Source organism: Dactylosporangium sp. NPDC051541 (genome assembly GCF_044454505.1).
Taxonomy (GTDB): domain Bacteria; phylum Actinomycetota; class Actinomycetes; order Mycobacteriales; family Micromonosporaceae; genus Dactylosporangium.
The window spans coordinates 1,512,894-1,536,254 of sequence record NZ_JBITDU010000001.1 but is presented as its reverse complement, the minus strand read 5'-3'; the positions used below and the strand labels follow the sequence as shown (position 1 = coordinate 1,536,254).

Annotated in this window: 17 protein-coding genes; 1 reads left to right on the top strand and 16 read right to left on the bottom strand. The window is 71.2% G+C overall.

Going from position 1 to position 23,361, the window contains the following annotated elements; all coding sequences use genetic code 11:
• Nucleotides 1-9: 9 nt before the first annotated feature.
• Genes ACIA8L_RS06940 through ACIA8L_RS06905 form a run of 8 tightly spaced genes read right to left on the bottom strand, consistent with a single transcriptional unit; the run spans nucleotide 10 to nucleotide 10,238 of the window.
• A complete protein-coding gene (locus ACIA8L_RS06940; RefSeq protein ID WP_395901235.1) occupies nucleotides 10-1,119 on the bottom strand; it encodes a TfuA-like protein in 1,110 nt (369 codons plus the stop codon).
• Nucleotides 1,112-2,410 carry a YcaO-like family protein gene (locus tag ACIA8L_RS06935; protein WP_395901233.1) on the bottom strand — a complete coding sequence of 433 codons (1,299 nt, stop codon included), beginning with the start codon at nucleotides 2,408-2,410 and terminating at the stop codon, nucleotides 1,112-1,114. The genes ACIA8L_RS06940 and ACIA8L_RS06935 overlap by 8 nt, the downstream gene beginning before the upstream one ends.
• Nucleotides 2,407-4,257 carry a hypothetical protein gene (locus ACIA8L_RS06930; RefSeq protein ID WP_395901231.1) on the bottom strand — a complete coding sequence of 617 codons (1,851 nt, stop codon included), beginning with the start codon at nucleotides 4,255-4,257 and terminating at the stop codon, nucleotides 2,407-2,409. The genes ACIA8L_RS06935 and ACIA8L_RS06930 overlap by 4 nt, the downstream gene beginning before the upstream one ends.
• Nucleotides 4,254-5,162 carry a 2OG-Fe(II) oxygenase family protein gene (locus ACIA8L_RS06925; RefSeq protein ID WP_395901229.1) on the bottom strand — a complete coding sequence of 303 codons (909 nt, stop codon included), beginning with the start codon at nucleotides 5,160-5,162 and terminating at the stop codon, nucleotides 4,254-4,256. The genes ACIA8L_RS06930 and ACIA8L_RS06925 overlap by 4 nt, the downstream gene beginning before the upstream one ends.
• On the bottom strand, nucleotides 5,153-5,923 hold the full coding sequence (locus ACIA8L_RS06920; protein WP_395901227.1) for an ABC transporter permease: 771 nt from the start codon (nucleotides 5,921-5,923) through the stop codon (nucleotides 5,153-5,155). The genes ACIA8L_RS06925 and ACIA8L_RS06920 overlap by 10 nt, the downstream gene beginning before the upstream one ends.
• Nucleotides 5,920-6,924 carry an ABC transporter ATP-binding protein gene (locus ACIA8L_RS06915; protein ID WP_395901226.1) on the bottom strand — a complete coding sequence of 335 codons (1,005 nt, stop codon included), beginning with the start codon at nucleotides 6,922-6,924 and terminating at the stop codon, nucleotides 5,920-5,922. Before ACIA8L_RS06915 ends, ACIA8L_RS06920 begins: the two co-directional genes overlap by 4 nt.
• Complete coding sequence (locus tag ACIA8L_RS06910) at nucleotides 6,925-7,827, bottom strand: sterol desaturase family protein (protein WP_395901224.1); 903 nt, start codon at nucleotides 7,825-7,827, stop codon at nucleotides 6,925-6,927.
• Nucleotides 7,828-7,829: 2 nt separating this feature from the next.
• Nucleotides 7,830-10,238: a class I tRNA ligase family protein gene (locus ACIA8L_RS06905; protein WP_395901222.1), complete on the bottom strand. Its 2,409-nt coding sequence runs from the start codon at nucleotides 10,236-10,238 to the stop codon at nucleotides 7,830-7,832.
• 435 nt (nucleotides 10,239-10,673) lie between these two features.
• Between ACIA8L_RS06905 and leuS the strand changes: the two genes are divergently transcribed.
• A complete protein-coding gene (gene leuS / locus ACIA8L_RS06900; RefSeq protein WP_395901220.1) occupies nucleotides 10,674-13,157 on the top strand; it encodes a leucine--tRNA ligase in 2,484 nt (827 codons plus the stop codon).
• 81 nt (nucleotides 13,158-13,238) lie between these two features.
• Here the strand turns inward: leuS and ACIA8L_RS06895 are convergent, their stop codons facing one another.
• The 8 genes from ACIA8L_RS06895 to ACIA8L_RS06860 form a co-directional block, all read right to left on the bottom strand.
• Nucleotides 13,239-14,018 (bottom strand): class I SAM-dependent DNA methyltransferase, encoded by a 780-nt coding sequence (locus ACIA8L_RS06895; RefSeq protein WP_395901218.1) that lies wholly within the window; start codon nucleotides 14,016-14,018, stop codon nucleotides 13,239-13,241.
• A 4-nt stretch (nucleotides 14,019-14,022) separates the two neighbouring features.
• Nucleotides 14,023-15,138 carry a hypothetical protein gene (locus ACIA8L_RS06890; protein ID WP_395901216.1) on the bottom strand — a complete coding sequence of 372 codons (1,116 nt, stop codon included), beginning with the start codon at nucleotides 15,136-15,138 and terminating at the stop codon, nucleotides 14,023-14,025.
• Between the two features lie 9 nt (nucleotides 15,139-15,147).
• Nucleotides 15,148-16,641 (bottom strand): acyl-CoA reductase, encoded by a 1,494-nt coding sequence (locus ACIA8L_RS06885; protein WP_395901214.1) that lies wholly within the window; start codon nucleotides 16,639-16,641, stop codon nucleotides 15,148-15,150.
• Entirely contained in the window at nucleotides 16,638-17,489 is an 852-nt protein-coding gene (locus tag ACIA8L_RS06880) for an alpha/beta fold hydrolase (protein ID WP_395901212.1), read from the bottom strand. The genes ACIA8L_RS06885 and ACIA8L_RS06880 overlap by 4 nt, the downstream gene beginning before the upstream one ends.
• Before the next feature lie 64 nt (nucleotides 17,490-17,553).
• On the bottom strand, nucleotides 17,554-17,727 hold the full coding sequence (locus tag ACIA8L_RS06875; RefSeq protein ID WP_395901211.1) for a hypothetical protein: 174 nt from the start codon (nucleotides 17,725-17,727) through the stop codon (nucleotides 17,554-17,556).
• Nucleotides 17,728-18,006: 279 nt separating this feature from the next.
• On the bottom strand, nucleotides 18,007-20,115 hold the full coding sequence (locus ACIA8L_RS06870; RefSeq protein WP_395901209.1) for an AMP-binding protein: 2,109 nt from the start codon (nucleotides 20,113-20,115) through the stop codon (nucleotides 18,007-18,009).
• Between the two features lie 8 nt (nucleotides 20,116-20,123).
• Entirely contained in the window at nucleotides 20,124-21,026 is a 903-nt protein-coding gene (locus tag ACIA8L_RS06865; protein WP_395901207.1) for a TauD/TfdA family dioxygenase, read from the bottom strand.
• Complete coding sequence (locus tag ACIA8L_RS06860) at nucleotides 21,023-22,846, bottom strand: AMP-binding protein (RefSeq protein ID WP_395901205.1); 1,824 nt, start codon at nucleotides 22,844-22,846, stop codon at nucleotides 21,023-21,025. The genes ACIA8L_RS06865 and ACIA8L_RS06860 overlap by 4 nt, the downstream gene beginning before the upstream one ends.
• Nucleotides 22,847-23,361 lie beyond the last annotated feature (515 nt).

Genomic DNA, 23,361 nt, shown 5'->3' with positions numbered 1-23,361 from the left:
GACTCGGGGTCATCGCACGACCCGTCCGTCGTCCAGACGGTTGCTCTCCTGCGAGCGCATCCGCTCGGCCACCGGCTGGCCGGTCGCCGTGCCACCGGCGGCGACGTACGCCGACTCCGTGAACATCGCCAGCTCCTGCCGGTGCCGGCCTTCGAGCTGGGCGCGGAAGGACTCGAGGCGGCGCACCTCCTCGACGACCTCCGGGCTCGCCTCGGCGGCCGCACCGTCCGCCATCGAGACGGTGGTCGGGCGCAGACCCAGCCGCTTCGCCTCGCGCTCGACGAGGAACTGCAGCAGCGGCCGGTTGGTGTCGTCGAGGCCCGCGCGCACCTGCGCCGACGGCGCACCGAAGCGGCGCTGGACCGCCTGCTCGGCCCGCTCGGCCCGCACGATCGCCAGCAGCTTCTCGAAGTTGTAGGTGGGCTCGAAGTCGAAGGGCGCGGCCGCCGGGAGGGTCCCGGCCGCCAGGTCGTCGCGCACCCGGCGCAGCACCGCCGCCGCGTCCCGGGCCTTCGCGTCCGCCTCCGGCGTCGTGAACAGGGTCCGGAGCCGGCCGACCCGATCCTTGTCGAGACCGGCTTCCTCGGCGTCGCGCAGCACGAGGGGCCACGAGCGCTCGGAGTAGTGCCGGGCCTTCGACCGGGCGACGAGGGTGCGGGCGTCCTCGGTGGTGCAGATCCCGTCGAGTACGGCCTGCTCGAAGGCTTCCCGGATGCTGGCCATGGCGACGGACAGCGGCCGGTAGCCGAGCTCGTCGTCGTCGGCGTGCACGATGGTGACCTCGTCGTCATCGTTGTACGTGCCGTCCAGAAAGCGTTCGAAGATGGTACCGACGCCACACATCCCGAACGGCGCGAGCTCGGCGGCCCGCAGCGCGCCCATGCTGCTCGCCCCGTAGACGGCGATCCCTTTGGACAGCGCCCACAGGATCTCCTTGTGCCACACCGTCGGGACCTGCTCGAAGAACCCGTCGATGACGACGATGACGTCGAAGCCGTCCAGCACCGCCGCACAGACGTCGCCGAGCCGGACCGGCGGCCGCAGCCGGGCGGACGGCAACAGCTCGGCCGCCCGGGCTGGGTCCAGGCTCGGACCGACGAAAACCACGACCTCAGCCACGACCGGCCTCCTTCGCCCGCCGCGCCCGCGGGCCCGGTGTGTAGCCGATGAACAGCGAGTAGAACTCCAGGCCGGGCACGATCGCCTTCACCACCGGGATCCCGAGCTCCGGTTTCGTGAGATCGACGCAGGCGACCGGCCCGGTGCCGGTGCGTTCGATGGCGTCCAGCACCGCGCGCAGATTGCCGTCGATGGAGCCGGTGGTGGCCGGCGCCCGGTCGGCGAACCGCCGCATCGGCCGCACCCCGGCGAACAGCGCCCGCGCGGAGGCGGTCACCGCCGGGTCGTTCTGGGACGTGTACTGCCGGTTGTAGTTGTCGTCGCGGCTGGACACGATGACCGTGACCCGGCTCTGCGCGGCCTCGGTGATGGCCCGGGTCAGCGCGACCACCGGGTCCGGGTGGCAGCCGTAGCCCCAGCACGGGCCGAACGACCGCCACTCGGGCAGGTCGTCCCGCTCCACGATGCAGGCCTGGAACACCGGGACGTCGAGGTCGGACGTGACGTCCCACAGGAAGATGTCGAGGCCGGCCGCCTCCAGCAAGCCCAGCAGCCATCGGCCGGTCGGGTCGGTGACGGAGCCGTTGTCGATCATCGAGTCTCGGTAGGCGGGGCGCTGCGGGGCCCACCACATCGTCAGCGCGTCGCGCTCGATGATCTCGCACAGCGCGTGCAGCGTCGCCTCCGCGACGTCGTTGCCCGACGCCAGCCCGCAGCTGGTGACCTGAAACGTGTTCGCCGCGTAGTCCAGGCCGACCCGGTTGTAGGTGACCGTCTCGTACGGCACCCACAGTTCGGTGTCGCTCAGCAGTTCCCGTCCCTCGACCCACAGCATCGGCTGCTCGACGTGCAGCGTGGCCACGGCGGGCGTCTCGGCGAACGTCGCCGCGATGTTGTCGAGCCCACCGCGCAGCGGCAGGATGCCCACGTCGATCGTCGGCCGCAGCCGGCTGCTCCGGCGGTACGAGTCGCGGCGCAGCGGCAGGTCGATGTGCTCGGCGTGCCAGTACTCGATGGACTCCATCAGCGCCGACACCTTGGCCGCGTCGTGGGTGGCCCCCTTGCCCTGCGACACCGACAGCGACCTCGAATTGGGCCGGATCGCGTTGTACACGGGGATCCCGACCCGGTCCAGGCCGGTCATGTTCGCCACCCGGGTGATGCCTAACGCCTCCCGGTGCCGGCCGAAGTCCTCCCAGGTCTCCCCCGGTGAACGGCGCCGCTGGCCGTCGGTCCGCGCGGCCGGGGCGGGCGCGGCCGGAACGTGTTCGAACTGCATCACGTCAGTCATGAGCTTTCCTTGTCCGCGGCGGTCTTCGCGCCGGACGGCATGAGTTCGGTCTCCAGCAGAACGTGCTCGCCGGCGTTGACGAGGGCCACGCCCAGGCGGCGGCCGGGCTCGGCACCCGCGGGCAGCGGGATCGGCCCGGCCGGCGACATCCGGCTCGGGGTGCTCGCGGCGAACCGCAGCGGCCCGACCGGCACGATCGCGGTGGTCACCCAGGCGTTGTCCCACGGGCTGCCCAGCACCCGGGCGCCGTCGCCGTCGGCCACCAGGAACGGGGCCGGCATCCCCGCGGGGACGTCCGCGACCGGTCCACACCGCTCGCAGAAGCACAGCTCCCGCGCGTATCCGTCCAGCACGGAGAACTCGACGGTGATCCGCATCATCCGGTTGCCGCACAGATGGCGGGCCGGCCCCTGCTCAAGGTCAAGACGCTCGTTACGGTACTTCGAGCTGAAACTCAGGTAGCCGAGTTGCTCCGGACCGCGCGCGTGCAGCATGCGGGTCTGCACCAGGCTCCACCGCTCGTCGAGCTCCTCACCCGGCGGGTCGCCGTGCACGAAGTCCCAGAAGGCGTCGGCCTCGGCGGCGGGCAGGTTGCCGGTGTGCCGGGCCATCAGCGCGGCGAAGGCCCGGTAGCGCCGCGCCGGGGCGGGCACCGGGTCGAGCGCCCGAGGCTCGCGCGCCGCCCACGCCGACGCCACGACCGTCCGGGTCGCCGCGCCGACGCGCCCGGGCCGGCCCTCCTTCAGCAGCGGCCCGAAGCCGGTCATGATCTCCGCACGGGCCTCCGCCGGCACGCCGGTGTGCCGGGAGTGCAGCTCCAGCCGCGCCAACTGCTCGTACGTCACGTCATCGGGGTCCGGGGTCGGGGCCGGCCCTGACCCGGAGCCCCCGGCGCAGGTGTGCCGACCGGCCCGGCCGTCGGGCCGCTGGACCCGGACGTCGGGATCGCCGATGCAGATGTACGGCGGCGTGGCGGTGCCGGGGAACCGGTTGAGCAGCATGGTGAGCTCGCCGACCGTCCCGCCCAGTTCCAGGAACGCGAGCGTCGCCTGGGCCAGCTCCGGCGTATTGAAGGTGACCCGGGTCGAGGCGACGAACGCCTCGACGGTCGAGCCGCGCAACAGCGCCGTGCCGAAGAGCACCTCGGGGTTGAGCACGCCGTCGGCCGGGTGGTACCCCCAGCACGACAGCAGCACCACGATCCGCGCCTGCATCGCCGACGCGCCCCAGTAGGCGGTGAGCGGCAGGTGCTCCAGCCGGCAGGGGCCACCGACCTGGCAGAGCAGGGTCAGGTCGCCCGGCCGCGGTTTGCCCCGCAGGTGGTCCACCTGGACGCAGAAGACGTGGCTCCCCACCTCGAGGTCCGCGCCGTTGCCGTGGGCGTGGAAGACGGCCGCCTCGACGCCGCCGGTGAGCCGGGTGAGGAACTCCCGGGCCTCCTCCCGGCCGTACTCCACCTCGCAGTCGAACCGGCTGCGGAAGTGGCAGTACATCGCGGCGGCCCGCGGTGCCGGCGGGGCGGGCTGCGGGCGCGAACCGGGCAGCCGCCCGTCCCGGCCGATGGGCAGCACCCCGACCGGCGTCCCGACCTCGACCGAGACGTCCAGGAGGGCCTCGACCGCGGCGTAGGTCAGCTCCTCACCCGGCACGACCACCAGCGCCGAGTCGGCCCGCTCGGACCCGCGCAGCGCCGCGAGGACGTCCGGCCAGCCGTCGACCCGCAGCAGGTGCTTGCCCTGCCCGCGCCGGTCGGCCTCGGCCGCTTCGCAGGCCTGCGCGCCGACCGCGATGAGCAGCGCCCGGCGGACGCCCACCCGGCCGGCCTCGGCCGTGGCGACGGCGGTCATCGCGGACCTTCGTCGTCCGTGCGGGACCCGCCGCCGACGCTGACCCCCCAGCCCTTCCGCTGGTAGTCGGCCACCCGGGCGGTCCGGAACTCGCTCGCGGTGACGCCCGGGCTCAGCACGACGTCGTCGTCCGGGTGGAAGAACATGGGCAGGGACCAGCGGGGAACCATCGCGTCGCGGGGATCGCGGACCACGACACGGTGCTGCGTGGCCGGGTAGTACCCGTTGCTCGCCTGCTGGAGCATCTCCCCGATGTTCACGATGATCAGGCCCGGCTCGTATTCGAGGTCGATCCAGTCGCCGCCCACCGGCTGGATCTGCAGGCCCAGGATCTCCGGGGCCGGCAGCAGCGTCAGCAGGTTGATGTCGGCGTGCGCGAGCGCCCGGATCGAGCCGGCCGCCGGCGGCTGCTCGTAGGGCATGTAGCGCTGGAGCCGCAGTACCGACTCGACCGGGCTGATCCAGGACGAGAGCGACGACGGTTTGTCCGTCAGCGACCCGCCCGGCCACTCGTCGTCGAGCCATCCGAGGAGCCGGCGGGCCACCCCGCTGGCCGGCTCCAGCAGCTCGCGCGCGGCGGACGAGACGCCCCGGGGAAGCGGCTGGGTGAGGCCGAAGTGGTAGAACTGCTTGCGGTCCCGGCGAGTCACGCCGTCCGGCAGCAGCTCGCCGTCGCGCTGGTGGAAGCCCCACGGGTTGTCCGCGTCGGCGCGGAACCGCTCGGGCACCCCGGAGTCGAAGAACGCTCCCCATTCGGCGGTCAGCTCGTCGATCGTCCCCGTCGGCAGCCCGTGCCCGACGACGACCGCGAAGCCCGAGTGGTGCAGCGACGTCGAGAACCGCCGCGGAGCATCCGCCTCGTTCATGTCGACAACAAGAACCTGGCCGGTCTCTGTCAGCCCCATGCGACACCCTTCGACTCGTCGATGCGGAACCGGCGCCATGCGAGCACGGCGAAGGCGGCGGAGAAGGCCAGCAGGAACAGCATCGGCCGCAGCGCGCCGACCACACCGCTGCCGACGACGATCACTTCCCGGAAGCCCTCCATCGCCCAGTAGCCGGGTGTCAGCCGGGCGATCCACTGCACCCACTGCGGCAGCAGCGCTACCGGCGCGAGCGCCCCGCCGAGGCCGGCCAGCAGGATCGAGCCCAGGTTGGCGATCGCGTTGAGCTGCATGATGTTGCGGCACAGGGCGACCAGCAGCAGCCCCAGGCACAGCACGTTGATCTCGGTCAGGGCCGCGACGAACACCACGCCCAGCACCGATCCGTTGACGTGCAGGCCGGTGAGCAGGCTGCCGACGGTGAAGAAGATGCCCATCTGGACGGTCAGGACCGCCGCCGGGACCAGTGTCTTGCCGACCATGATGTCGGCGGTGCCCGCGTGCGAGGCGCGCAGCCGGTCCCAGGTGTTCCAGCCGTGCTCGCGGAAGATGCAGTAGCCCAGGTTTGCCACCGAGAAGAAGGCGAAGACCAGGCTCATCCCGGGCACCACCTGGGCGGCCCCGCTGGCCACCCCCGGTCCGGCCGCGGCGCTGGTGAGGCCCTTGTTCAGGAAGCCCATCAGCAGCAGTGGCATCACCGTCGCGACGATGACGAAGAAGGGGTCACGGCGCAGGATCCGCAGATCCTGGCCGGCGATCGCGGTGATCCGGGACCAGCTCATCGGGCTCCCGCCTCTACTGTCGGCTCGGCGTCCGCCGCCCCCGCGCCGGGCCGGGCTCCGTCGGAGGAGAACCGGCGCCCGGTCAGGGTCAGGAACACCGCCTCGAGGCTCGGGGTCATGAACTCCACCCCGCGCAGACCGCCTCGCGTGACCTGCTGGCCGGCGAGGACGTGGCCCGCGACGGCGGCGGGCTCGTCGCAGTAGATGCGCACGGTGTTGCCGTCCACCTCCATGTCGAGCGGGGCGCCGGTGACCGGGTCGACCGGGGCATCCAGCGCCGGCGGCGGACCGTCGAACATCAGCTCCACCGCGCTGCGCGCGTGCTTGCGCACCAGTTCCTCGATCGAGCCGCGCGCGATGATCCGGCCGTGGTCGAGCACGGCGACGGAGGCCCGCAGGTCCTCCACCTCGCCCAGGTAGTGCGTCGAGTAGCACACGGCGCAGCCCTCCTGGGCCGCAAGCTCGTTGATGGCGGCCACCATCCGGGCCCGGGTGGCGACGTCCACCCCGGCCGTCGGCTCGTCCAGCAGCAGCAACGCGGGCCGGGCGAGCAATGCGATCGCCGTGTGCAGCCGGCGCTTCTCGCCGCCCGACAGCCGCCGGGCGGGCCGGTCGATCAGTTCGGTGAGCGCCATCCGGTCGGCCGCGTCGTCGATCCGGTCGGCCAACGCCTTGCGCCGCAGCCCGGCCAGCTGGCCGAACAGCTTGAGGTTGTCCCGCACGGTGACCGACGGGTAGATCGCCAGATCCTGGCTCGCCAGGCCGATGTGCCGGCGCGCGCTCGCCGGCTGCGCGACGACATCGACGCCGTTGACGACGACGGCGCCCGAGTCCGGGCGCATCAGCCCGGCGACGATCGTCACCATCGTGCTCTTGCCGGCGCCGTTCGGTCCGAGCAGTGCGCAGATCTCGCCGGCGTCGATGGCGAGGCTCGCGCCGGCCAGGGCGGGGCGGTCGCCGTAGGACTTGCGGAGGTCCGTGATCGTCAGGGTCGCCGGCATTCAGACCGCTTCCCTGCTCATCCGGGCGGCCTCCGGCTGCCAGCCGGGCGGCATGATCGGCACCCGGAGCTTCGACCACAGACCGCGGGCCCGCCGCATGTCGCGGAAGATCCCCACGTACTCGTGCGTGAAGATCGTCCAGACGTTGTTGGTGCCGATGTCGTGGATGAGGCCGTAGTTCACCGGCTCGTCCTCCGGCTGGAAGGTGCCGAACATCCGGTCCCAGATGATGAAGACGCTGCCGTAGTTCTTGTCGATGTACTGGCCGTTCGAGCCGTGGTGCACCCGGTGGTGCGACGGGGTGGTGAAGACGAACTCGAACCAGGCCGGCAGCTTCCCGATCACCTCGGTGTGGATCCAGATCTGGTACACCGCGTTGATGCTGAATGCCGTGAAGATGATCCACGGCTGGAAGCCGAAGACGGCCAGCCAGGGGAAGAAGAGCACGTTGGAGAAGGACCCGATCGGCGTGCGCAGGGCGGTCGAGACGTTCAGGTAGGTGCTCGAGTGGTGCTGCACGTGGTTGGCCCACAGCAACCGGATCCGGTGCCCCGCCCGGTGGTTCCAGTACTCGTTGAAGTCCACCACCACGATGGCGAGCACCCACGTGGTCCAGCCGGTGCCGAGCGAGAAGAGCCGGTGGTCCCATGCGAAGAGCGCGAACGCCACGCTGATGGCGTTGACCAGGGCGCCGGGAATCGTGCTGAGCGCGGCCAGCGCCAGGTTGGCCACCGTGTCCCACAACGAGTAGCCGCGCAGCCGGCGCACCGGAAGAGCGACGTCGACCGTCACTCCCGGGGTGCGAGCCGCCCACCGGCTCACGACGACGGCTTCGGCCACCATCAGCACGACGATGACCGGCATGCTCCACATGATGACCGGGACGCTTCGGGTCAGGTCCATGGTCAGTTACCCCTCTCGATTCCTACTGGCTCGTCCTGATCGGCGCGATCCGTCCGCGGGCCGGGGATCTCCCCGATCCGGTCCCGCGAGGTCAGCGCCGAGCGCTGCGTGGCCTCCGGTGGCGCACCCGCGCGGCCCGCGTCGCGCCGGGCGTCGGACCGCCGGCGGCGGCGCCCGCGCGGGCCGCTCGGCCGCTCCTCCGCGGCGAGCAGGTCCAGCAGCAGCGCCTCGGCCGCCGGGTCCGCCGGGAAGTCGGCCGCGCGCGGCCAGTCGCACCGCTCGAGCATCGGCCGGTCGCCGGGGAGCCGGTGCCACAGTTCCTCGGTGACGAAGGGCAGCACGGGGTGCAGGAGCCGCAGCAGCACGTCGAGGACCAGGACCGCGTCCTGGCGGGTCCGCTCGTCACCGGCCCGAAGCTGCGGTTTGACGGCGACCAGGTAGCGCTTGCACAGATCGGTGCGGATGAACTCCAGCAACGCCTGCGCGGACCGGTGCAGCGCGAACGTCTCCAGCCCCTCGGTCGTCACCGTGATCAGCCGGTTGAGACGGGAGAAGATCCAGCGGCGGTACAGGTCGGCCCGCGCGTCGGAAGCCTGCGGCACTGGCTCGCCGCCGTCGTCCGGATCACCCGCGCCGGCACCCACCACGAGCCGGGCGGCGTTCCACAGGCTGATGATGGTGCGCCGCCAGCCCGTCACGATCCCCGGGTCGAAGGCGATGTTGTGGCCGGTCATGGCGGACAGCGCGGCCCAGCCCCGCAGTGCGTCGGCCCCGTGGCTGTCGATGAAGGGTCCCGGCGCGATGGCCGTGCCCTTGGCGCTGTCCATCTTGCGGGTGTCGGGCCGCAGCACGATGCCGGTGACGACCACGTCGCGGAACGGCAGTTCGCCGGTCAGCCGGGTGCCGACCATGACCATCCGGCTGAGCCCCAGGCGCAAGGCGTCGCGGGACCCGACGGTGAGCGACGTGGGCCGGTAAGCCGCCAGCTCGTCCCGTTCGTCCGGCCAGCCGAGTGCGGTCGACTGCCACATCGCCTGGGAGAACCACGCGTCGAGCACGTCCGTCTCCTGGGTGAGGTCCTCGGACGCGCACCGTGGACACCGGTCCGGATCGTCCACGGCGGCGAACTGATGCCCGCACACACAGGTGAAGACGGGCACCCGGGGACCGAGCCACACCTGCCGGCTGATGCACCAGTCGTGCAGACCGTCGAGCCAGGCGCGGTAGTCGTCGCCGTAACGGGCCGGGTGGAACGCCGGGCGTCCCAGGTCGTGGGCGGCGCGGGCCTCGGCGGCCATCGACTCCATCGAAACGAACCACTGCCGCGACGCCACCGGCTCAACTTCGCCCTGGCAGCGCTCGCACAGCGCCACGGCCCCGGCGCGGGTGTCCCGGTCGATCAGGTGTCCGCCCGACTCCAGGTCGGCCGTCACCCGCTCCCGGGCCGCCGGCACCGTCAGGCCGTCGAGCCAGGGCCGGCCCGGCGCCCGCACCCGGCCCGCCTCGTCGAGGCCCACACGCGGCTCGAGGCCGTGCCGCGCCCCGACCCGCCAGTGCTCGGCGTCGTGCCCGGACAGCAGCAGGAACGCGTCGCACTTCGCCTGCCGGCAGGCCTCACCGTCGAGTACGACGGGCACCGCCTCGCCGGTCAGCGGCAGCACGGCCCGCTCGCCCGGCTCGATGTCGAACTGCGCCGGGTCCGCGACCACCGCCACGGCTGCCGCCAGCAGCTCGGGTCGCTCGGTGCTCACCACCGCGGTCGTGCCCCGGTTCCGCAGCGCGACGGTGAGCGAGAAGGTGGAACGGTCTCTCGGCTGCCGGACCAGCTGGCGGTTGGAGAGCACGGACGAGCAACTGGCGCACCAGTTGACGATGCGGAGGTCCTGGTAGATCAGGCCGGCGTCCCAGAGTCGGACGAAGGTGGTGCGGACGGAGCGGATCGACGGCTCGTCCATGGTGAACCGCAGGCGTGGCCAGTCCAGGGAGGCGCCCAGCGACCGCAGCTCGCCGACGATGGCACTGCCGTTGTCGTCGGTCCAGCGCCGGACCCGCTCATCGAAGGCGGCGCGTCCCAGCTGCTGTTTTGTGAGCCCCTCGGCCGCGAGCTCCTTTTCCACGGCACGCTGCGTGGCAATCAACGCGAAGTCGAGACCGGGCAGCCACAGTACATCAAAGCCGGTCATTCGCCGATATCGGGCGAGAACGTCTTGGACGATCGACTGGAGCGCATGGCCCAGGTGCAGCCGCGCGCTCACACTGGGCGGCAAAAGGACAAGCGAGAACTTCGGCCTGCTACTGTCCGGAACGGCCCTGAACAGGCCCTCGCGCTCCCATTCAGCGACCCAACGAGCTTCGACCAGGCGATGGTCGTACGGCGCCTCTAACAAGTCGTCCCCACTTATATCACGCACTGTTGCCCGTCATTGCATTGCGGTGCGTAGTGCGGCCCCCGATCAACCCTGGAAACAACGAGTGATAGGCCGGCGAAGCCCATCTCGCGTCGCAGACTGTACCGACGTGAAGGCGGCGCCAGCAACCATCAACGTCAATCAGTGCAAGTCAGCTTTCTTACATGGGGCAATTCGCCATTTTAGGCAACCCAGCAGGGGCGCTCAATTCGTCCGCATTTGCTCAGACGCATATCCTATAAAATCGATATGCAAGATCGACAACATCTCGTATAGTCCGGCGGCAATGCCGAGAAGAACGGCGGGTACGTCCGACTCGTACGCTTGTGTCCACCTCCGGCGACCATGCCGCCGACTGGTATGTTGAGTGCTTTCTCGGGCGGGAGCCCGCCTCGGCGCTCGCTGAGGCGACTGACGAGTGCACACGAAGGTACAGACGTGACGAGCATTCACTCCGATGCGACGGGCGGACACGCCGGCGACATCGACGCATGGCTGGCAACCTGGAACGAGCGGAAGGTGTTCGAGGCGCACGGCCTTCCCGGCGACGGAACCGAGCCGGGGCCGCGGTCGAACAACCGGTACCTCGTGAGCATGTTCCCCTACCCGTCGGGTGACCTGCACATGGGCCACGCCGAGGTCTACCCGATCAGCGACGCGGCGGCCCGCTACCTGGCCCTGAAGGGCCACAACGTGCTCAACCCGATCGGCTGGGACTCCTTCGGCCTGCCCGCCGAGAACGCCGCGCTGAAGCGGGGCCTGAATCCCGCGGATTGGACCTACGCGAACATCGAGGTGCAGGCGGAGGGCTTCCGCCGGCTGGGGATGTCGTTCGACTGGCGGACCCGGCTGCACACATCGGACCCGGATTACTACCGGTGGAACCAGTGGCTGTTCCTGAAGCTCTACGAGCACGATCTCGTGTACCGGTCCAAGGCGCCGGTGAACTGGTGCCCCAACGACCGGACCGTGCTGGCCAACGAGCAGGTCATCCAGGGCAAGTGTGAGCGCTGCGGCGCGCTCGTCGAACGCCGCGAGCTGACGCAGTGGTTCTTCAAGATCACCGCCTACGCGCAGCGCCTGCTGGACGACATGGACCAGCTCGGCGCGTGGCCCCACGACGTGCTGGTGATGCAGCGCAACTGGATCGGGCGTTCCACGGGCGCCTATGTCGACTTCGCGATCGAGGACCTCGACGAGACGGTCCGGATCTTCACCAGCCGGCCCGACACCCTGTTCGGCGCGACCTTCTTCGTCGTGGCCGCCGACGCCGCCCTCGCCGGCCGGCTGGTCACCGACGAGCACCGCGAGCAGCTGGCGCAGTACGCCGCCGCGACCCGTTCGGCCACCGACATCGACCGGCTGGCCTCCAACCGGCCGAAGACCGGTGTGTTCCTGGGCCGGTACGCGGTGAACCCGGTTAACGGCGATCGGCTGCCGATCTACGCGGCGGACTACGTGCTGAGCGACTACGGCACCGGGGCGATCATGGCCGTGCCGGCGCACGACCAGCGCGATCTCGACTTCGCCCGGGCGATGGACCTGCCCGTCCGGATGGTCGTCGACACCGGCGAGGAGGACCCGGCCACATCCGGGGTCGCCACCACCGGACAGGGCAAGGCGATCAACTCGAGCTTCCTCGACGGCATGGACGTGGAGTCGGCCAAGGCCGCGATCACGGCCGATCTCCAGGCGCGCGGCCTCGGCGAAGCAGCGACCATCTACCGGCTGCGCGACTGGCTGATCTCCCGGCAGCGATACTGGGGCACGCCCATCCCCATGATCCACTGCGAGGCCTGCGGGCTGGTCCCCGTGCCCGAGGACCAGCTGCCGGTGAAACTTCCCGAGTCCGGCTTCGAGCTGCGCCCCAGCTCCGGCGTGCCCCCGCTGGCCACCGCGACGGAGTGGGTCAACGTCGAGTGCCCGACCTGCGGCGGCCCCGCCACCCGCGACGTCGACACCATGGACACGTTCGTCGACTCGTCCTGGTACTTCCTGCGCTTCCCGAACCCGGACTACGCGGAGGGCCCCTTCGACCCCGAGGGCGTGAAGCGCTGGCTGCCGGTGGACGATTACATCGGCGGCAAGGAACACGCCATCCTGCACCTGCTCTACGCGCGCTTCGTGACGAAGTTCCTGAGTGACATCGGGATGCTGCACTTCAACGAGCCGTTCCGGCGCCTGACGAACCAGGGTCAGGTCATCATGAACGGCAAGTCGATGAGCAAGTCGCTCGGCAACCTGGTGAACCTCCAGGAGCAGCTCGCGCAGTACGGCCCGGACGGCGTGCGGGTCACCATGATGTTCGCCTCGCCGCCCGAGGACGACATCGACTGGGCCGACGTCTCCCCCTCCGGCTCGGTCAAGTGGCTCAACCGCGTGAACCGGCTCTGCACGGACGTCGGACCGGCGACCGGCGACCCGGCACCCGGCGACCCACAGGTGCGCCGGTCCGCCCACCGCCTGGTCCACGAGATCGACCAGCTGATGGAGCGGCGCCGCTACAACGTGGCGATCTCGCGCATGATGGAGCTGACCTCGCTGCTGCGCAAGGCGCTCGACGCCTCGTCCGGGGTGGCCGACGCGGCCGTGCACGAGGGCGCCCGGGCCCTGGCGGTGGTGCTCTCCGCGATCGCGCCGTTCACGGCCGAGGAGTGCTGGCAACGCCTCGGCAACGCCCCGTCAGTGGCCGAGGCCGGCTGGCCCAAGGTCGACCCGGACATGCTCATCGACTCCGTCGTCACCTGCGTGGTGCAGGTCAAGGGCAAGGTCCAGGCGCGGCTGGAGGTCCCGGCGGAGATCTCGGCCGAGGACCTGGAGGCGCTGGTCCTGGCCACCGAAGCGGTGACCCGGCGGCTGCCGAACGGCCGGCCGAGCCGGATCGTCATCAAGCCGCCGACGCTGGTGAACGTCATCCCGTAGCCCGGCCGGAAGCACCGACAGCCGACGACAGCCGCCGGGGTCCTCGCACGTATCGAGGACCCCGGCGGCTGTCTTCGTGCGTCAGGCTGCCTTGGTCGCGGCGTAAACCGTCCGGCACGACCCGCTCCGGGACCGGCCGCAGGCGCATGCGGGCACCTCCGCCGGGTACGGCTCGGGGTCGAGTCCGGCCTTCGACAGCAGCGCGTTCAGGACGTCGGCGCCGTACGCGCGGCTCGTCACCGTCTGATCCACCCGGATCGGCCCGCTGCCGTCGTCGAACAGGCCCGAGAAGCGCAGCATCCCGATGCCCCGCTCCTCGTCCCACACCCCGCGCTTGACGATCACGGCGTCCGGCTCGTCCGTCACGCCGATGTTGTGCCAGCCGCGGAAGTGATGGGGCTCGTACAGGTCGAAGACGAACGTCCCGCCCACCGGCAGGACCGCCGCGACCCGCGCGAAGCACTGCTCCAGCGCCTCCTCCGACAGCAGGTGGTTCAGCGCCCCCTCGAGCGCCACGCACGCGCGGACCTGGCGGTCGAGCACGAACGTGGTCATCTCGGCCTGCTGGAGTACCACTCGCCCTGTCTCGACATCCTGGGCCAGGCGATGGGCCGCATTTGCGAGCATGCCGGCCGAGATGTCCAGGCCGATGACGTCCCAGCCGGCCCGCAGCAGGATCTGCGCCGACACGCCGGTGCCGCAGGCGAGGTCCAGCACCAGGCGTTCCTCGGCGCCAGGGCGCCCGGAGAGCCACTGCGCCAGCAGCGGTGCGAAGTCGCGGGTCCAGCCCGTGCCGTACCGGTCATAGAACTCGGCGAACCCGCGCCCGTAGAACGTGCCGGGTGACGATGTGGTCGTCATCGGCTCAGACCGGCTGGAGTTCGGCGAGGCGCGGGGCGCGCTGCGGCATGCTGGTCAGCGCGCAGCCGCGCGCCTCGACCGTGACCAGCCGCCGGACCCCGGTGAGGGTCGGCCCGGCCACGCCGCAGGGGCATGGGGTGTCGTGCCGCACGCCGACATCCTCCGAGAGCACGAACCCCGGAAAGCTCGTCGCCGTGGGGTCGAAGAACGCCAGCATGCCCTCCGTGCCCTCGGCGACGGGCTCGAACCGGCGCGGGCAGAGGACGGCGACCTCCAGCCACGGCGGGACGTGTTTGCGGTGCGCGGAGCACTCGATGAGCACCGAGTTGAGCTCGACCATGCCGTAGCCGTCCCGGATGTCGCGGTGATCCGTGCCGAGCAGCCCGCTGACGCGCTCGCGCAGCTCCACCGGCGCGAGGGCCTCGCCCTGGTGGCGCTTCCAGCCGCCCACCGTGAGCACCACGAGCCGGCCGTCCCATCGGCGGGACCCGCCCGCCGCCTGCGCGAACGACAGGACGTCGTGCGGGGCCCCGATGAGCAGGCACCGCTCGTTCAGGGCGGCCGCCTCGGCCAGCACGTCCGCGGCCGCCCGGGAACCCGGCTCGATCGTCGGGTGCGCGGCGGCCATGCCGGCGACGATGTAGGAGGTCCAGGGCGCGCGGGGCATGCTGATCGACGGCACCAGGTTGATCAGCGTGAATCCGCTCGTGCCCAGGTCGAACAGGGACCGGATGCTCGCCCGCACCCCGGAGAAGAACCGCTGGAGGGTGTCGTCGTCGCGGGGGACGCTGCTCAGCGACCCCCGCGTGCCGGAGCTGGAGCACCCGACGACGTCACGGGCCGTGCTGACGTCGAGCCCGCGCTTGAAGACCGCGGACGGGACCAGCATGTGGCGGTAGGGCGCGGCCGGGCCGGACACACGACCCGGGCCCGGGCGCGCCGAGGACGCCACCCGCAGCAGCGGCGACGTGGCGAGGGTGGCCGGCACGCCGGCCTGGGCGAGCGATGTCCACCAGGCGTCGCGTCCGTCGTCCCACCAGGCGAACGGATCGTCCGCCTCGAAGCACGGCTCGAGCAGGTCGTCGAGCGTCCGCGGCGCAGCGGCGGTTCCACCGGGCATCAAGGCTCCTCACAGTCCCATGAAGTGGCGGTGCAGTTCCTCCGCGGAGAGCACCCCGTAGATCGACGCGTTGGCCATGTCGTCCTCGATGGCGATCCACCGGACCAGCGAGTTGAGGACCCGCTGGCCGTCGTGCGGGAAGCCGCGCCGGGGATGGCGGGACAGGCCCAGCTCGACCACCCGCGACCCGCCCACCGGCAGGAGCCGCTCGGCCACCGTGGTGGCGGCCTCGTACGGGTAGACCGAGATCGTCTGGGAGTCGTCGTCCAGCCACTGCGCGATCTCGTCGAGATCCGCACACGGGTGGACGAACACGGTCCGCCCCAGCGGATGCGTGATCGCCCCCTCCTCGGCGGAGACCCGGATCGAGGACCAGCCGTCGCCGGTGTGCACGGACCAGCCGCGGACCCGGGCCTCCTCGCTGATCAGGCGGATCTGACCCTCCACGTCGGTGCCGGCGGCGCGGCGCGGCAGCGCGGCGGTCACCTCGTGCATCGCCGCCGCCAGCCGCTCCTCGAAGGCCGCGGCGTCGCCCAGCACGTATGCCCGCAGCGGGCTCAGGCACGCCGCCTGGTTGTAGAACGACACCTCGATCGCCAGGCGCCGGGCGGCGTCGTCGAGGTCGACCCCGTCCGCCGTGAGGTCGAGGACCGCGCAACTGCGGCGGGGCCCGAAGGTCACGCACGGAACGTTCGGCCTCAGGGCGGACCGCACCTGGCTGATCGCCTCGCCCGAGCCCCACAGGCACGCCGTGTCGGCCAGGCCGATCAGCCGGTTGCCGACCTCGTGCTCGCGCGGCCAGTACAGGGCGGAGATGCCCGCGGCCAGGGGGCTGTCCCCGGCCACCTCGACGGCGGTCCGCGCGAACAGATAGACACTGAGCGGGTCCCGCGACGGCAGCTTGATCAGGTTGGCGTTGCGGGTGATCATGCCTCGGAGGACGGAGTACAGCCCGGCGACGGGAATGTTGCCGACCAGGCTGTGGAACGCCATCCCGCGGGGAACCGCCAGCTGCCGCACGGACTCGTTGCGCTGCCACTCGTCCATCGCGTGCACGCTGCCGAGCTCGGAGCGCAGCAGTTGATAGTGGTCCGCCCGGCTGGTGAGGTAGCCGCCGATACCCGCGTAGTCCGAGCGGACGACCGACCAGTTGAGGCCGGTGGTCTCCTCGATGGCGGCACCGTACTCGCGACCGATCTCGTCGAGGCGATCCAGCCAGCCGCTGCCCACCCGGTGCAGGAACAGCGACACGTCACGCAGCGACAGCGCTCGCAGCCGCGGGCCGAGCTCCCGCTTGCCCGTCTCGATGAGCTCGAGGTCACGCTCGGTGGGAAAGCGGGTCACGATCGACGCGTCGGGCGTTGTCACCACGACGTCCTCGCACGGCCCGTCCAGAACCTTCCCGCCGATGATCGGCGGCATGGCGATGACGCGCCGGGCGGACGGCTCAGGCTCGACGTCGGGGCCGATGCTCGGCATCGGCCTCAGGAGCTGACCGGTCATGCGAGCGCGCCCAGCACGGCCGTGGTGCCCGTCTCCCGCAGCTCCTGGCGGGAGCGGATGACGACGTCGATCGGCGCGTCGGTGGCCGCCTCGATGCCGTAGGAGCGCAGGAAGTTCTCGGCCGCGCTCTGGAACATCAGCCGGGCCCGGCGCACGCTGCGACCGAAGTCGTGACCGATCTCGTCGAGGATCACCAGATCGCAGGACTTGGCCGTCTGCGCCACGAGGCGGACCTGGTCCGCGTCGACCCAGGTGTCCCGGGCCCCGGCGATCATGGTCAGGGCCCCGCCGAAGCGCTCGGTGTTGCCGACCGTGTCATTGAGGAACATCAGGCCGTTGCGGTCGGCGTCCAGGGCCAGCTCGAACCGCACATCGAACCCGTCGATGTTGAGGATCCGGTCCGGGCTGTGGTCCTCGGCCGGGTCGCGGTAGTCGACGTTGGTGACCACCTGCAGCGTGTCGGCGCAGCAGACGACTGGCACGATGCCGACGAGGCGGCCCCGCCAGTCGCGCTCCGTCAGCAGGCGCAGGGTCGGCGGGAACGACAGGCTCGTCGCCAGCACCGCATCGACCTCGAACTCGTCGAGGATGGTGGCGACGTCCTGCGCCTGCCCCGCCAGCGTGAAGTCCATGATGGTCCCGGCGGAGCGCCCGGGGTGCTGGCGGAAGTCCGGCACCAGCACGGAAACGCGATTGCGCAGAAGAAGCGCCGAAAGGTGGAAGTATTCGTCCGCCGTTCGCCCGAAGCCGGGCAGGACGAGGGCCCGCGCGATCGCGCCGTCGACGTCGTACTGGTCCACGACGAGGTCTGCATCCGGACCGAGCGAGTGCGTGAACGAGCGAATCATGCGCGACTCCAATCGAAGCGGCGACGGCAAGTAGCGATGCGCTGTACCGGCGGGTGCGGCCGCGCTACCAAAAGGTCACCACACCGTCCGAGATGCCCGAACGAATACGGGCGAGATGCTCGAACACGTCGGCCGGGGAGGCTTCCTCAGCCGATGTGTCGGCCGCTTCGGTGTCTTCGACGCTCGGCGGCGTATCGATCCCCGACAGTTGATTGGCGGCTACGCGTGATTCGTCCACGTTGATTTCCCCTCAAGGCTGTTGTTGTGCCCGGTCCTGGCCGCATTGGGCTCGGCCGAGCTGCCGTGCAGATTGCGACCCAAATTCGGTGGCAAGGCTCCGATCGACACCAGAGATCGACCAACGCCACGCAAATATACAGGGTCCGGGCGCGCTCGGGCGGCCCCCGTTTCCCGGCCATACCGGTGCATGACGCCCCTCTCCGGCGACACCGGGCGCACTGGCGGTGATAAATGTCCGCATGTGGACATCACGCCGCCGCGAGGCAACCCGGCCGCATCAGCGCGCGCCCCAGACCGCGCCCCCGAGGTCATGGGGGCCGGCGCGCAGGACGCTGAAGCCGAGCTGCCGGTAACCGGCGGCGCGGAGCAGGGCGACCCACTCCCACCGGGACAGGAATCCGCCGCGGTCCCACCACCCGTCGAAGAGCGCGAAGAGAAAATCGAGCGCCCAGGGGGTGTCCGGTCCGGTCCGCGGGGACCCTTCGCACAGCACGACCCGCCCGCCGTCGGCGAGATGGTCCCGCAGGTGCCGCAGCGTCGCGAGCTTGTCCTGCGCGCAGTGCACGGCGTTGGTGGCGAAGATCGTGTCGAAGGTCCCCAGCTCACCGGGCGGCTCGCGGTCGAAGTCGTACACCAGGCCGGCGCCCGGCCAGGACCCCCGCCGCACCAGCGACTCGCTCGCGTCGCTCCAGACGAACTCGCCGCGGATCAGATCGCCCACCAGCGACGTCGTGTTCCCCACGCCCGTACCCAGCTCGAGGAACCGCCCGTGCGCATCGGCCAGGGTCCGCAGCGTGTCGGCCATGAGGGTGGCGTAGGAGCCCATCGGCCACTCGGTCATCAGGCGCTTCCAGAGCCCGGGCCGGCCCCGCATCAGCTCCGGGCCGTCCATGAGCCCCTGCGCCACCGCCGGCCAGTTGCCGACCAGCAAGTCCAGGCTGTCGTGGGCGGCCACGCGTTCGAAGCGCGCGTCCGCCGACGCCGGCCGGCGGGCCGCGAGCAGCTCGGCGGCCCGGGCGTGGATGCTTTTCGCGCGGTCGGTCAGCGGCTCGGCCCGGTCGGCGAGGATCGCGGCCGCGGCGTCGTGCGCGTAGGCGAACAGTTCGGCGTACCGCGGCCCGGAGTCGCGCCGGACGGCGAGCTGCCGCCCCATCTTCCGCCGCTGGGGTTTGCCGGTCGACGTCGCGTCGAAGCGCCCCGACTGGACCGCCGCCGGGCGAAGCCCTTCGCCCGCGAGGACCGGCTCGACGCGCTCGATCTCCTCGGCCTCGATGAACAGCCCGAACTCCTGGCCCAGGGAGTGCTCGGCGACCGGCACCGCGGCGAACGGGCCAGCGGGCATCCGGTCCTTCCATCGCCGCTCGAGATCCAGCGGGTAGTACTTCTCGCCGCCCCGGTTGATGACCTCACCCCGGCGGCCCTTGAGCACCAGGAAGCCGTCGCGGACCGTCCCGAGGTCGCCGGTGCGCAGCCAGCCGTCCGGCGACAGGACCGCCGCCGTCGCGGAGGCGTCCCGCCAGTACCCCGCCATCATGTCCGGCGAACGGACGACGACCTCGCCGTCGTCGAGGTGGAACTCCGTGCCCTCCAGTGGCAGCCCGACCGGAGCCACGTTGTCGATGTACTGCTCGACGAAGTCGGCGCCGTCGAGCAGCGGCGTCGTGAAGCTGAAGTTCACCGCCTCCGTGAGCCCGTACCCTTGGCGAAGCCTGGGTCCGTAGCACTCGTAGAACCGCTTGGCCAGGTCCTGGCTCAGCGGCGCGGCCGCGGTGATGAGGTATTCGAGCGTCTCGGGCCACTCCGGCCGGTGCTCGAGCAGATGCCAGAGCAGGGCCGGCACGATCGATGCGGTCGTCGCGCCGGCGGCGGCCAGTTGTGCGAAGTAGGCCGCCGGATCGAAGCGGTCGCAGCGGACCAGCGGGGCGCCGGTGAGCCGCGAGCCGATCAGGGACATCACGATCGCGTTGCAGTGGTACAGCGGCAGGCAGGTCCCGTGGGGCCGCTGTGGCGAGATCCCGTGCAGGGCAGCCGTCTTCGCCGAGTTGCCGAGGACCGCGTCCCTGGGCAGCATCACGCCCTTCGACACGCCCGTCGAGCCGGACGTGAACAGCATCAGCGCCAGCTCCGGGCTCGTCCGGTCGTCTTCCGGGTCCGCCGCGATCTCCGGCGTCACCACGGCGTCCTCGGTGATGACGGCCGCCGCGGACACCGTGCGGCAGACCCGCTCCAGCTCGGCGTCGTCCAGCCGCGGGTCGAGCGGAACGCCGACCAGGCGCTGGTCCAGGCACGCCAGCAGGATCGCGGCCAGATCGGCGCCGGACCGTTTCCGGATGACGATCCGGGAACCGGGCGCGAGCCGGCTGATGGCGGTTGGCCAGTCTTGCATCGGGCTCCTCATCGCACGGTCGCCGGGTGCGGCTGCGATCCGGTCAGGACCGGCTGCGGACGGTTCGCGCCGATCCGCAGCCGCTTCAGGTGGCGGGTCGAGCCGGGCGGTGCCGCGACCCCCGCGGTGCGGCCGTGGAAGTGGACCGCGTTGTCGATCACGACGAGCAGGCCACGATCCCAGCGGACCCCGAACCCCGGCGAGCCGTACATGGCCGCGTACATGCGGGCCAGGACCGCGTTGACCTCGTCCGGTGCGTCGAGGGGCCCGTCGTGGACCCAGTTGAGCGGGTCCTCCTGGAAGTCGCGGACCGAGAAGACCGGCCGGCCGTCGGCGATCCGCAGGATCGGCGGAGGATCGCCCTGCTCGTAGCGCAGCGACCGCAGCACCTCGCGGTCCCGCTCGGACAGCCGCCCGTAGACCTCACGCATCGGCAGCAGCACGGTCCGGGCGCACCTCGGGTCGTCGCCGGGGGTGACGCACATGAGGACGATGTATCTCGGCTGCACGGGCACCGGCGCTCCGCTGCTCTCCGTGTGCAAGGAGAGCCAGTTGGCCGCGAACGGCTGGAGATCGGTGTCGATCGTCGCCGGGCTCGTGGTCACCAGGTTGAGAATCACCTCGGACTCGACGAACGGCTGCACCGCCGGCGCCAGCTCCGGCTGGGCGGTGCCGAGCGTCGCCCCGAAGGCGAGGAACTCCTCGGCGTCCAGTGGCCGATCCAGCCGGACGACCGCGGCACCGTGGGCCGAGAGCTGCTCGCGGGCGATCGTGGCCAGCCCGCTCGAGTCGTCCGCGCGGACGTCCCGGCCGAACGGCGGCGCCGGCAAGGGTTGTGCGGCGTCGAGCAGTCGCCGGCGCAGCGGCACGTGCGGCTGGTCGGCCGCCTGCCGGAAGATCCCCTTGATCATCGGTCGTCGTCGCCCTTCAGGCCGAGCAGTTCCAGCAGCACCGGCCGCTGCAGTTTCCCGGTCGGCGTCCGCGGGATCGCGGGCACCTCGAACCAGCGGCGGGGCATCGCCACCGGTGACATCAGGGGAGCCAACCGCTGCGTGACGTCCTCGACGGTCGCCGAGCGCAGGCAGACCGCCGCCACGATCTCCTCCCCCAGGACCGGGTGCGGCACCGCCACGCAGCCGGCGTCGGCGACGCCCTCCAAGTGACGCAGGGCGCGTTCCAACTCGTCGAGCGAGACGGCCTCGCCGCTCACCTTGGCCATGTTCTTGATCCGGCCGGTGAGGTAGAAGTAGCGCCGGCCGTCGCGTCCGACGGTCCAGTAGCCCAGATCGCCACTGTGGAACCAGCCGCCCTCGAAGGCGACGGCGGTCAGGTCCGGGCGGTCCGCATAGCCGGCCATCACGTTGTGGCCACGCATGCACAGCTCGCCGATCTCACCTTCACCCACCGGCTCCCCGGTGCGGGACAGCACGGTCACCTCGTTGCCGTCGACCGCGACGCCGACGGTCGGTATGGGCGAGTCCAGCATGACGGCCGCATAGTCCTCGTCGGACAGGTCGATCGGCAGCTTGGTGGAGAAGTTGGTGGTCTCGGTCAGCCCGTACCCTTGCACGACCCGCACCCCGAAGGCCGACGTCACCCGTTTGGCGAGCGAGGTGGTCAGCGGCGCGGCGGCCGTGACGAAGTACCGCAGCGACCGCGGCGGCCGCCAGCCGCGACCGGTGGCCAGGACGGCCTCGAGCACGGTGGGCACGACGCTGGCGATCGTCGGCCGGTGCTCGTCGAGCTGGGCGCGATACCGCAGGGCGTTGATCTGCTGCGGCATGACCATGTGCGCGCCCGCGTGCACGACGGTCGCGGTGAAGTTCACGGCGTTCGCGTGGTGCAGCGGGAGCCCGCACATGATCTTCGAGCCGGCGTCGAGCCGATGGTGACGGCGCAACGCCTCGGCGTTGCTGAGCACGGCCCGGTGGCTCTGCACGACCAGCTTGCTGGCGGCGGTCGTCCCGGAGGTGCCGAACATGAAGGCGGGGGCGGCCCCCGACAGGTGCCGGTCGGTCCAGTCGGGCCCGGCCGGCGCCGGGTCGGCATCGACCAGGGTGGCGAGGTCTTCGTGGCCGGTCGCCGCGAGGGGCGTCCTGAGCACAGTGGACACCTTGTGACCCGCCAGGATCGATCGGAGCCGCTCGGGCGGATCGAGGGGGTTCAGGAACAGGCAGGTCGCGCCGGCACGCAGCAGGGCGAAGACCGCGAGGAGGGTGTCGACGTCGTTGCCGGCGAGCAGGCCGACGCGCCGGCCCACCAGGTCGTCCGGCTCGGACAACGCCGCCGCCAGGGCGCGGCTGCGCGCCTCGAACTCGCCATAGGTCAGCACCTGGGCGCCGCCCGCCGCGGGGAGCCAGGTGACGAACGGGGCGTCGGGCCCGGTCTCGGCGCGGTGCACGAGGTCGTCGACGACGGTGTTGTGCGGCGGGACGACCGGCCGCCCGTCGACGACGTACTCCTGCGCGGCACAGCCGGCGACCGCGGCGACGATACCGTCCACCGACGAGAACGTCTCGGCCGTGATGACGTCGGCCGTCATGGCGACGCCGAACCTCGCCTCCAGGGCCACCACGAGCTCGACGAGCCGGATGGAGTCCAGCCGGCCGAGCAGCTCGTCCGGGCTCGCCGCACCGTCGGCCGCCGCCTGATCGGTGATCAGCTTGCCCACCGACTGCCGCATGACGCTCGTCGGTGGCATGGTCACGCCGCTCGCCGATGACACGGTCACGGGCGGGTCTCCCGCGCCTCGCCTGGCCACGTCCGCAGCACGGCCCGGGTCCGCGCCGGCCGCGCGGCCTCGGCCGTACTCCCCGCTCGCCGCTGCGGCACATTGACCGTTGCAAACCCCACCTGCGTGATCTGAATTTCCCGCCAGGTGTTTCCGCAGCCCAACACCAGGCCGCCCCGCGCCATCCGTGACATGGCAGACATGTTAGCGGCAACCCGCACCCGGCCGACATGTCAGAAGATTCTCAGCAATCGATAGTCGGTGGGTATGCGACGGGCCCGGACCGGACGGCTTCGATACGCCGTGGTTCACGGCCATGGTGCTTTCGATACCGCTATTGACCGATTTGGAATGGTCCATCCGGGCAGCGACCGATGTTCCACTCCGTTCCATTAAGTCCCACCGCGACGATGGACGCTTTTGTCAAACAGGCGACAAGGGATGTCGATGCCCGACCGGCGCCGCAGCCTCGGCGGAGGTCGCCGGGCGGACCGGATCCGGGGCACTGAGCAGCA